At 71.4% G+C, this 9,792-nt stretch carries 10 protein-coding genes; 7 read left to right on the forward strand and 3 right to left on the reverse strand.

Annotated features, from left to right (window positions below):
• Positions 1-195 precede the first annotated feature (195 nt).
• The 5 genes from DI269_RS09160 to DI269_RS09175 all read left to right on the forward strand — a co-directional run bounded on the left by DI269_RS09160 (position 196) and on the right by DI269_RS09175 (position 5,719).
• Positions 196-2,043 (forward strand): ABC transporter ATP-binding protein, encoded by a 1,848-nt coding sequence (locus tag DI269_RS09160; protein ID WP_115509839.1) that lies wholly within the window; start codon positions 196-198, stop codon positions 2,041-2,043.
• Positions 2,040-3,833 carry an ABC transporter ATP-binding protein gene (locus tag DI269_RS09165; protein ID WP_112134978.1) on the forward strand — a complete coding sequence of 598 codons (1,794 nt, stop codon included), beginning with the start codon at positions 2,040-2,042 and terminating at the stop codon, positions 3,831-3,833. Before DI269_RS09160 ends, DI269_RS09165 begins: the two co-directional genes overlap by 4 nt.
• Positions 3,834-3,922: 89 nt before the next feature.
• Positions 3,923-4,519: a hypothetical protein gene (locus tag DI269_RS09170; protein ID WP_112134980.1), complete on the forward strand. Its 597-nt coding sequence runs from the start codon at positions 3,923-3,925 to the stop codon at positions 4,517-4,519.
• Positions 4,520-4,607: 88 nt separating this feature from the next.
• On the forward strand, positions 4,608-4,742 hold the full coding sequence (locus DI269_RS28615; RefSeq protein WP_269814151.1) for a hypothetical protein: 135 nt from the start codon (positions 4,608-4,610) through the stop codon (positions 4,740-4,742).
• 32 nt (positions 4,743-4,774) lie between these two features.
• Entirely contained in the window at positions 4,775-5,719 is a 945-nt protein-coding gene (locus DI269_RS09175) for a hypothetical protein (protein WP_112134982.1), read from the forward strand.
• A 12-nt stretch (positions 5,720-5,731) separates the two neighbouring features.
• Here the strand turns inward: DI269_RS09175 and DI269_RS09180 are convergent, their stop codons facing one another.
• From DI269_RS09180 to DI269_RS09190, 3 genes are read right to left on the reverse strand one after another with little or no spacing between them, the layout of a single operon-like run.
• Positions 5,732-6,718, reverse strand: coding sequence for a hypothetical protein (locus DI269_RS09180; RefSeq protein WP_112134984.1), 987 nt, complete (start codon positions 6,716-6,718; stop codon positions 5,732-5,734).
• Positions 6,718-7,887 carry a pentapeptide repeat-containing protein gene (locus DI269_RS09185; protein ID WP_157974859.1) on the reverse strand — a complete coding sequence of 390 codons (1,170 nt, stop codon included), beginning with the start codon at positions 7,885-7,887 and terminating at the stop codon, positions 6,718-6,720. The genes DI269_RS09180 and DI269_RS09185 overlap by 1 nt, the downstream gene beginning before the upstream one ends.
• A 47-nt stretch (positions 7,888-7,934) precedes the next feature.
• The gene (locus DI269_RS09190) at positions 7,935-8,897 is read right to left on the reverse strand and encodes a GlxA family transcriptional regulator (protein ID WP_112135020.1); all 963 of its coding nucleotides are present in this window, start codon (positions 8,895-8,897) and stop codon (positions 7,935-7,937) included.
• A 70-nt stretch (positions 8,898-8,967) separates the two neighbouring features.
• Between DI269_RS09190 and DI269_RS09195 the strand changes: the two genes are divergently transcribed.
• Both DI269_RS09195 and DI269_RS09200 read left to right on the forward strand, forming a co-directional pair.
• Positions 8,968-9,303, forward strand: coding sequence for a pirin family protein (locus DI269_RS09195; protein WP_198667274.1), 336 nt, complete (start codon positions 8,968-8,970; stop codon positions 9,301-9,303).
• A gap of 39 nt (positions 9,304-9,342) precedes the next feature.
• The gene (locus DI269_RS09200) at positions 9,343-9,633 is read left to right on the forward strand and encodes a DUF1905 domain-containing protein (protein ID WP_112134988.1); all 291 of its coding nucleotides are present in this window, start codon (positions 9,343-9,345) and stop codon (positions 9,631-9,633) included.
• Positions 9,634-9,792: the final 159 nt, after the last annotated feature.

A 9,792-nucleotide genomic window follows, 5' to 3' on the forward strand; every position in this document is an offset into this window, starting at 1 on the left:
CCGCCCGGCGCCGCACCCGATCGGGTGACAAGGCGGCCGCCGGACCCGGTTTCTGTCGGACCCGGGCCGGAGGATCGCACCATATTCTTCCCCTCGGGTGGGTGGGGGATGCGGACGGCCGACCGGGATGCGCCCGCACTGCGACTTTGATATGGTGTCATCGCACAGTCATCATGACATCATGAATGGATTCATATGGCACCCCCGGAAACCAGCCGGTTCGAATCCGGCCGCGCCGTCCTCGCCGTGGTCCGGCTCCTGCCCCGCATCAGCCGCCCCAGGACCGCGCTCTTCGCCGCCACCACCGTCCTCACCGCCGCCCTCCCACTCGCGATGACCATCGCCACCGGCCTCCTCATCGGCGCCGTCCCCGCCGCCGCCGCAGCCGGCCCCGGCTCCCCCGAGGCCCGCGGCGCCTACCTCCTCCTCGCCGCCGGCGTCGCCGCGCTCCTCCTCGGCCGCCTCGTCGCCAACCTCCACGAAGCCGTCGCCTACAACCTCGGCCGCGACCTCGAACTGCTCCTCCAGGACCGGCTCCTCGCCGCCGTCGCCCGCCCCGTCGGGATCTCCCACCTCGAAGACGACGAGGTCCTCGCGCTCCTGCGCATCGCCCGCCAGCTCGGCGCCGACTTCATCCGCCCCGAGCGCGCCATCCGCGGCCTCGCCGCCATCGCCCCCGAGTTCCTCTCGGCCGCAGGCGCCTCCGTTGTCCTCGCGTTCTTCAACATCTGGATCGGCCTCGCCTGGCTCGTCGCCTGGCCCGCCATCTTCATCGCCATGCAGATCGACTACACCCGCGTCGGCAAGACCGCCTACCTCCGCTCCACCGAGATGCGCGAGACCGAGTACCTCCGCGACCTCGCCATCACCTCGGCCCCCGCCAAGGAGATCCGCGTCTGGGGCCTCATGGGCTGGCTCCTGGACCGCTACGACCGCCAGTGGAACGAGCGCATGGACTACTCCGCCCGCTTCCAGCGCCTGCGCCCCGCCACCGCGGTCGGCGTCATCGGCACCCTCCTGGCCCTCACCGTCGTCACCTCGCTCGCGCTCGCCGACGCCGGCCTCACCGGCGCGGTCGGCTTCGCGGCCCTCGCCGTCTACCTCGTCGCGCTGACGACCATGTTCAACTTCTCCGCGTTCGACGACACGGCCGCGTTCCTCAGCCTCGGCGCGCTCCCCGTCCCGAAGGTCCTCGCCCTCGAAGACCGACTCGCCGAAGGCGAACGCCCCGTCACCGCCGAACTCCCCGCGGCCGCCCCCGCGCACGCGATCCGCTTCGAGGGCGTCGACTTCGCCTACCCCGGCGCCGACCGGGCCGTCATCGCCGGGCTCGACCTGGAGATCGAGGCCGGCACCTCCCTCGCCATCGTCGGCCACAACGGGGCCGGGAAGACCAGCCTCGTGAAGCTCCTCGCGGGCCTCTACGAGCCCACGGGCGGGCGGATCACCGCCGACGGCACCGACCTCGCCGGAGTCGACCCGGCCGCGTGGCGCACCCGCCTGTCGGCCCTGTTCCAGGACTTCACCCGCTACCAGCTCACCGTCCGCGACAACATCGCGTTCGGCGCCCCGCACCTCGCCGGGGACACCGACCTGATCTGGAAGGCGTGCGAGCCCATGGGCATCCGCGCCCTCATCGAGTCCCTCCCCAATGGACTCGACACGGTCCTGTCGAGCGAGTACGGCGGCGGCACCGACCTCTCCGGCGGCCAGTGGCAGCGCATCGCGCTGGCCCGCGCGCTGTTCGCCGTCCAGGCGGGCGCGAAGGTCCTCATCCTCGACGAGCCCGCCGCGGCCCTCGACGTCCGCGCCGAGGCCGAGCTGTACGAGCAGTTCCTCGACATCACCGCGGGACTGACCACGATCGTCATCTCCCACCGGTTCTCGACGGTGCGCCGCGCCGACCGCATCGTCGTCCTCGACGGCGGCCGCGTCGTCGAGGACGGCTCCCACGACGACCTCATGGCCCTCGGCGGCCGCTACGCCGAAGCGTTCACGTTGCAGGCCAACCGCCTCGCCCGATCCTCCCAGGAGCAGTCGTGACCCACCGCCTCACGCGGGGCCTGCGCGGCCTCAAGTACGCCCTCGCCGTCGGCTTCCGCGCCAACCCCAAAGCCACTGTCGCCCAAGTGGTCCTGGGCGTCGTCCAGGCGATCCTGATGCCGACCACGGTGTACCTCACCAAGGTCATCATCGACGCCGTCCAGGCCGGGCACACCCGCGAGGCGTGGCTGGCCGGGGCCGGGCTCGGCGTCGGCGTCGCCCTCATCTGGGGCGTCGTCTTCGCCTACGTCAAGCTCGTGTTCCTCGTCCTCGACCACACCGCCCGCGCCTCCGACCGCGAGGTCATGGAGCTCATGGGCACCCCGCCGGGCCTGGACCACCACGAGCGCCCCGAGCACCTCGACCAGGTGCAGCGCATCCGCGAGGACCGCTGGCTCCTCTCCGGCGCCGTCAACTGGCTCGCGCAGTGCCTGCGCGCCTTCGTGACCATCTGTGTCGGCGGCGCGCTCCTGGCAGCCGTCCACCCGCTGCTCCTCGTGTTCCCGCTCGTCGCCCTCGGCGCCATGGCGATCGCCAAGCGCGCCGGCGACGTCGAGATCAAGGTCCAGGAGGCCACGAGCGAGCCCGAACGCCGCCGCCGCCACCTCTTCGAGGTCGCGACCCTCGCCGAATCCGGGAAGGAGCTGCGCGTCTTCGGCTCCGCCGCCGAGATCGGCCGCCGCCACCACGAGACCGGCGCCGCGGTCGTCGCCGAACGCAACCGCGGCCAGTGGAAGGCCGCGCGCATCGCCACCGGCGAGGGCGTCCTCTCCGCGGTCGGCATGGCCGCCGGGATCGGCATCGTCCTCTACCTGGCGATCCGCGGCCAGGCCACCGCCGGGGACGTGGTCCTCCTCGTCTCCCTCATCGGCATGGTCGCCGGCGCCGCGGGCGGCATCGCGATGCAGTCGGCGCTCCTGGTCCGCACCGGCAAGCTCGGCACCCGCCTGATGTGGCTGCGCGCCTATGCGAAGCAGTCCAGCGGCCCCGCAGTCCCCCTCGCCGTCCCCGACCGACTCGCCGAAGGCATCCGCCTCGACGGCGTCTCCTTCGCCTACCCCGAGTCCGAGCGCGCCTCCCTCGACGACGTCACCCTCACCCTCCCCGCCGGCAAGGTGGTCGCGCTCGTCGGCGAGAACGGCGCGGGCAAGACCACCCTCGTCAAGCTCCTGTCCGGTTTCTACCAGCCGACCTCCGGCGCGATCGCGGTCGACGGCACCGACCTCGCCGACTTCGAAGTCGACGACTGGAGGGAGCGCATCGGCGCGACCTACCAGGACTTCACCCGCTTCGAGTTCACCGCCCGCGAGACCGTCGGCATCGGCGACCTGCGCACCGGCTACGACGACACCACCGTCCGCGCCGCCATGACCCGCGCCGGCGCCGAGGACGTCGTCGACGACCTCCCGCGCGGCCTCGACACCCGCCTGGGCACCCGCTGGGACGACGGCACCGACCTCTCCGGCGGCCAGTGGCAGAAACTCGCCATCGGCCGCGGCCGCATGCGCCCCGACCCGCTCCTCGTCGTCTTCGACGAGCCGACCGCCGCCCTCGACCCGCAGACCGAGCACGCCCTGTTCGAGCGCTTCGCCGAGGAGGTCCACGCCGGCCGCGCCCGCGGCACCGTCACCGTCCTGGTCTCCCACCGCTTCTCCACCGTCTCCATGGCCGACATGATCGTCGTCCTCGACAACGGCCGCGTCGCCGAATCCGGCACCCACGACGAGCTCATGGCCCGCGGCGGCGCCTACGCCGAGCTGTACACGCTCCAGTCCTCCGCCTACCGCTGAGCCGCCGCACCGCGGGGCCATAGAATGCCGAGGGTCCCGGCCCCACCCGGCCGGGACCCTCACACCTCTCCGAAACCGGAAGCGCCCCAATGGAACAAGAGAACACCGACGAGCAGAGCGACGACCTGAGGATCACCGTCGAGCCGGCCGTCCCCCGCCCCGTCGACCCCGACGACGAGGCCCCGCAGGAGACCTTCGAAGGCTGCCCCCACCGCGTCCGCCTCCGCGACCTCACCCCCGCCGGGAAGCTCCTCTTCACCACCGGCCTCCTCGCCGCCGTCCTCGCCGGCCTCGTCCAGCTCCTCGCCCTCTTCGCCGGCGGCTTCCTGCTCTCCATCGGCGCCGAGTTCAGCGGCACCGCCCTCATCGACGGCGTCCTCCTCGTCCTCGGCTCCATGCTCGGCATGATCGGCGTCTTCGCCCTCGTCGGCACCTGGCGCCGCCTCCACCGCCCCGAAGGCCCCATCCCCTGGCTCACCGCCGCCGGCACCCTCCTCACCCTCGCCGCCACCCTCCTCATCGGACAGTGGACCGCCCTCCCCCTCACCGCCCTCGCCACCCTCCCCTCCGCCGCCGTCACCGCCCACCTCATCCACCTCCGCACCCTCCTCACCCCCCGAGAAACCTGCGACACCACCCCCGAACTCCCCACCCGAGCCCGCGCCTGGCTCAACACCGCCCCTTGACGCCTCCGAGCCGCGAACCCTAGAATTCGCTGCACCCCGCCCGGTCCGAGGCCGGGACCTCGCCCTTCACACAACTGAAAGCCCCGAAATGGATGACGAATCCGGCTTGTCCCGGCTCGCCGACCCGCCCATCACGGTCGAGCCCGGCGGCACGCCGACCGGCGGCCACACCCCTTCGGCCGCGCCCGCGCATGCCCACACCGCATCCGCGCCCGCGACCTGAAGCCCGCCGGGCGGCTCCTCTTCGCTGCCGCGGTGATCGCCTTCTGGGCGAACACCGTGGTCCAGCCCGTGGGGGCGGGCGCCGCCGTGCTTGAATTCGCCCTCGGCGCGGCCGACACCGAGGGGACCGCCGAGTTCACAGCGGCGGCACTCCTGTTGGGCGGTGCGATCCTGACCATCATCGGCGGCGCTGCCCTCCTCCAGGTCCGGAGATTCCTGCACCGGCCCCCGCTCGGCGCCCTCTGGGCCCACGGGCTCGGAATCCTGGCCTTGACCGCAGGTTTCCTGCACTTCGGCCACCGGACGGGCTGGTACTGGACCGTCGCCTTCGTGATCCTCGCGCTGCCGGCTCCCTGGATCCTGTGGATCCTCCGCGGCCTGCTGCACGACCGGAGCACCTGCCGGACAGACCCCGGCTTCTCGCCCGAGTTCCGCGAGCTGCTCGCGCGCGAGCCCGTCTGGGCCACCCCGGATCCGAAAGCCTCTTCCCGGATCGAGGACTGCCCGCACTTCGTGCCGGTGAAGGACCTCCGAACCCGGTACCGGGTCGCCGCGGCGCTGAACCCCACGCTCATTCTGGCCTACTTCGCAGGGATCGCGCTCTATCTCATCGACGTGTCCGACAACGGGCGGTTGGTCACCGACGTCGTAGGTTTCGCAACCGTTCTGCTGCCGCTCAACCTCGTGGGGCTGCGCGAAAGCCACAACCGGGCGAAGCGGCTCCACCGGCCGACCCGAGCCGTGTTCACCATGAGCTTCCTCGGCTATGCGATCACGATCCTGCTCACGGGCGAGGCCGCGCTCTACGGAGCGGCGTACAGCTGGCCGGTCGCGATCCTCGCCGCGTACCGGGCAGTCGACCTCGTCATCGCCATGTTCACGCTCCCGGGCCGGGCCGCATGCCGGTCGCTGCCCGCCGAGCTGCCCGTCATGGCGAAGCGGCGCAACCCGGTCCCGGCTGCTTCCGAAACGGAGTGAACCAACTGGGCCTCAGAACATCTCGGTCCGGTTGGGGTGGTCTTCGGAAGCGGGGCAGTAGTAGAGCTGCAAGGTGTATCCGCGGCCGATGACCACCTCGACCGGATCGGCGAACTCCCACTCCGTGCCGGCCTCCTCGACCGGCCGCCAGCTCCCGGTACCGCCGTCGAACTCGCCTGAGGCCGCCGTGAACAGGGGGAGCTGGCGTTCGCCGCACTCGCAGAGGATCGGGTACGGGTCGATGATGCCCCAGGCACCGCCGTAGCCCGAGGTCTTCCAACCAGGTGCCGAGGCGGTGTCCCAGTTGTAGGCGGTGCTGTTGTCGATGCGGTCGGCCCAGGTGCGGACCGCCTCGGCGAGCTCGACCGGAAGGTCGGCGGTCAGCGGGTACTCGGTGATCGTCTCGGGGTGGAGCACGCAGCGGTTCGGCACATATTCGCCGTTGCAGATCAGAGGGACCGGGACCTGGTCGAGCACCTTCTCAATGGTTTCAGCTCGGCGCCAACGCAACTGGAAGGCCGGGTTGTACGGCGTCTCCGCCTCGGGGTGGTCGCGCGGGCACCAGAGGACCTGGAGCAGGTCGTACCGGTCGGGCCAGGGCAGGTGCGGCACCTCCCGGTAGTACAACTGCGCCACCGGGATCAGCGGTGGAGCAGCTCCGTCGTCTTCGGCGGTGAACTGCGCTTCCAGCTCCTCGGCGCGGCGGCGCTCCACATCCCAGTCCAGCGCGCCCTCCTTCTCGCGGCGGTTGCGGTCCTCCAGATATGCGCGCCAAGCGAGTGTGTACGCGTAGGGCTCGTCCATGTTGTCCTCATGGTCGAATTCGCATACGGGCCAAGGCTCATCAACGGGCCACAGCAGCGGGCCGCCGATCGAACTCTCATCGGCGGTCGGCTCGCCCCGCCGCGGGTGCAGACGGACCGCAGGTTTCCCGTACGCCGCCAGCTCGGGGAAGAGCGCGAGCAGGTCGTACGGCCGCGGGGGAGTCGTCCTGGCCATCAGTCCGCTTCTCTCTCAGGGAGTTTGACGGTGTCGAGCTCCTCCGTCAGGTTGAAGACCGGCGGGTGGGACCAGTCGGCGACGCGGGAGAAGTCCAGGGTCGCGGTGCTGATGTCGGGGTAGTCGAAGACGACCGAGGTGCCGGTGAAGCTGGCGCCGCTGAAGTCCAGGAGGGGCTTGGCGCCCAGGACGGGCGAGGAGCAGACGGTCTTCGCGAAGTGCACCTGGCCGCCCGCGAACACCGTGCCGTCGAAGCCGACGTCCCGCGTGAAGTGCGCGGAGCTGAAGTCGAGCAGGCCCGCCGCCACCGTCGTCTCCGTGAACAGCACCGGCCCGGCGAACCGCGTCTCCGCAAACCGGAGCCGCGCCCCCAGGAACCGCGCCCGGTTGAAGTCCACCGGGCCCTCGAAGCGGACCCGCGAGAAGTCGATCGTGCCGGCCGTGAAGCGCCCGAAGGCGAACGAGACTCGGCCGAGGAACAGGGCGTCGTTGAGGTTGCCGCCGTCGAGGTTCACGCCGGTGAAGTCGAAGTCGTGCTCGTGCCAGGTCCGGCCCGGGACCGGGGCGCGGCGCAGGCGGCCGCCGACCACGTTGAGGACCGAGTGGCGGATGAGGCGCTCCTCCAGGACCGGCCGGAACCGGCGCGGGTTGTTGGCGGCCTCGCGCTCGTGGCGGAACGGCGGCGTCTCGTACGGCATGCGCACGTACGCGCAGAGGACGTTGATGCAGGTCTGGCGCCCGGCGTCCCAGTCGTCGGCGAGGGCCGCCATCGCGTAGACCCCGGCGAGGCGGTTCGCGGCGCGCTGCGAGGAGAGCTGCTCGGCCGCGGAGGCGAAGCGCTCGTTGAACAGCTTGGTGGCCTCGCGGATCTCGGTCGCCTCGGTGACCCGCTGCTTCCGGTAGGAGACGGTGAGGGCGATGACGCCGCCGATGCCCGCGATCGAGTAGAGGCACAACCGAATGACCTCAAGGGTGGTGCGGTCGTCGGGGGAGGGGCTGAGCGGCGACGTCTGGTCGCTGGTGAGCAGCCACAGCAGCCCCGACAGGAGCACGAGCGCGACGGCGACCATGACCAGGACGTGCACCGACAGCGGGAAGGTGGGGCGCTCGCCGCCACCGCGCTTCAGCACGGTCCGGAAGGCGCTCAGGGGTTCACGAGGGCTCGACACCGTTCGGTTGTACCAGACGCATGCGACATTTCACCGCCGAGCGGAACTCACCCCGCCCCGACGACGTCCCGCCCGAACGCCCGCCGGTACGCCGCCGGCGTCGTCCCCAGCCGGTCCCGGAACCGCCTGCGCAGGTTGAGGGCCGACGACAATCCGACCCGCCCCGCGATGGCCTCGATCGGCAGGTCCGTGTCCTCCAGCAGCGCCTGCGCCGCCGAGATCCTTTGCGCCAGCAGCCACTGCCCCGGACTCGTCCCGAGCTGGTCGTCGAACCTTCTCGCCAGCGTCCGGATCGACACCCGACCCCGCTCCGCCAAGTCCTCAATGGTCAAAGCGTCGCTGAGATGCTCCGCGGCCCACTCCAGCACCGCCCCGAGCGACTCCGACGGCTCCTCGACCGGCTCGACCGCGTACTGCCGCTGCCCGCCCTCCCGATGCGGCGGCATCACCATGTGCCGCGCGATCCGCGACGCCAGCGCCGCACCGTGATCCGACCGGACCAGATGCAGGCACAGGTCGATCCCCGCCGCGGTCCCGGCGCTCGTCGCGATGTCGCCCTGATCCACGTACAGCGCATCGGCATCGACCTCCACCCCCGGATACCGGGCCGCGAGTTCCGCCGCGTACCGCCAGTGCGTGGTCGCCCGCCGCCCCTCCAGCAGCCCCGCCTCGGCCAGCAGGAACGCCCCCGTGCAGATCGCGACCATGCGCGCCCCGCGCGCATGGGCCGCCCGCACCGCCTCCAGCACCGCCCCGCTCGCGGGCGAATCCTTCTGCGACCACGCCGGGACCATCACCGTGTCGGCCGACTCCAGCAACCCCAGCCCCTCGGTCACCGACAGCGCGCACCCGGTCTTGGTCGGCACGATCCCCGGCCGCTCCGTGCACACCTTGAACGAATACCGGCTCGGCAGATTCGGCCGGTCAAGCCCGAACACCTCGGCGGCGCTGGCCAGCTCGAACTCGGCCTGCGGCGGTTGCACGAGCGCGACGACCCGGTGAAGTCCCATGGCATGAAAGTACCCCAAGATGTCGATCCTGTCACTGGTGAAGTCCCGCCCCGCGCGGGAGGATCGAATCATGAACGGGACCATGCACAAGGCGCGCAACGACATCCAAAGCGTCCAAGTCGACGCGGTCAAGCCCGTCGAGGTCGCCCCGGGAGTCATCCGCCGCCACCTCCCCGGCGCCGGCCCCTCGAACGGCTGGCTCTACGACCTCGTCCCCGGGGTCGAATGGCCCGAATCAGACCTCCACCCGGGCCTGGCCCGCTCCTACTACGTGCTGTTCGGCGAGATCACCGACGACGACCACCACTTCGGCCCCGGCAGCTACCTCGTCCTCACCCCCGGCGATCCGTTCCGCCCCCACACCTCGACCGGGGCCCGGCTCCTCGGCATCAGCCTCCCCGACTGAACGGACCGTCTTGTCACCTGTGCTTCGTATGCTCGGGGCATGGAACTGGAGTTCACCGCCGAAGTCTGGCACTGGCGCGGCCCCGCCCCCTGGTATTTCGTGACCGTTCCCGAGGACGGCTGCAAGGAACTCGCGGCCGCCTCCGCCGTGGTCAGCTACGGCTGGGGCATGGTCCCGGTGTCCGCCCGCATCGGCCGGGTCGAGTGGGAGACCTCTTTGTGGCCCAAGGACGGCGCCTACATCGTCCCGCTGAAGGCCGACATCCGAAAGCGCGCCGGGGGCGTCGACGAGGGCGACACGGTCACGGTCCGGCTGTCGGTCGAGGTCTGAGCCGGGCGGATGCGGCCCGGGCCTGTGTGTTGTTGCGGGCGGCCGGCCTCGTCAGGCTGGCCGCCCGCGTGCTCCGCGCGGAGCGGGTGCTGTCGGCGGGGACCCGGTGCGCGGGTGGCTTCCCGTGCTCGGGCCTCGGTATGGCGACGTTCGCGAAAT

It is taken from the genome of Glycomyces dulcitolivorans (assembly GCF_003265355.1).
GTDB lineage: Bacteria > Actinomycetota > Actinomycetes > Mycobacteriales > Micromonosporaceae > Glycomyces > Glycomyces dulcitolivorans.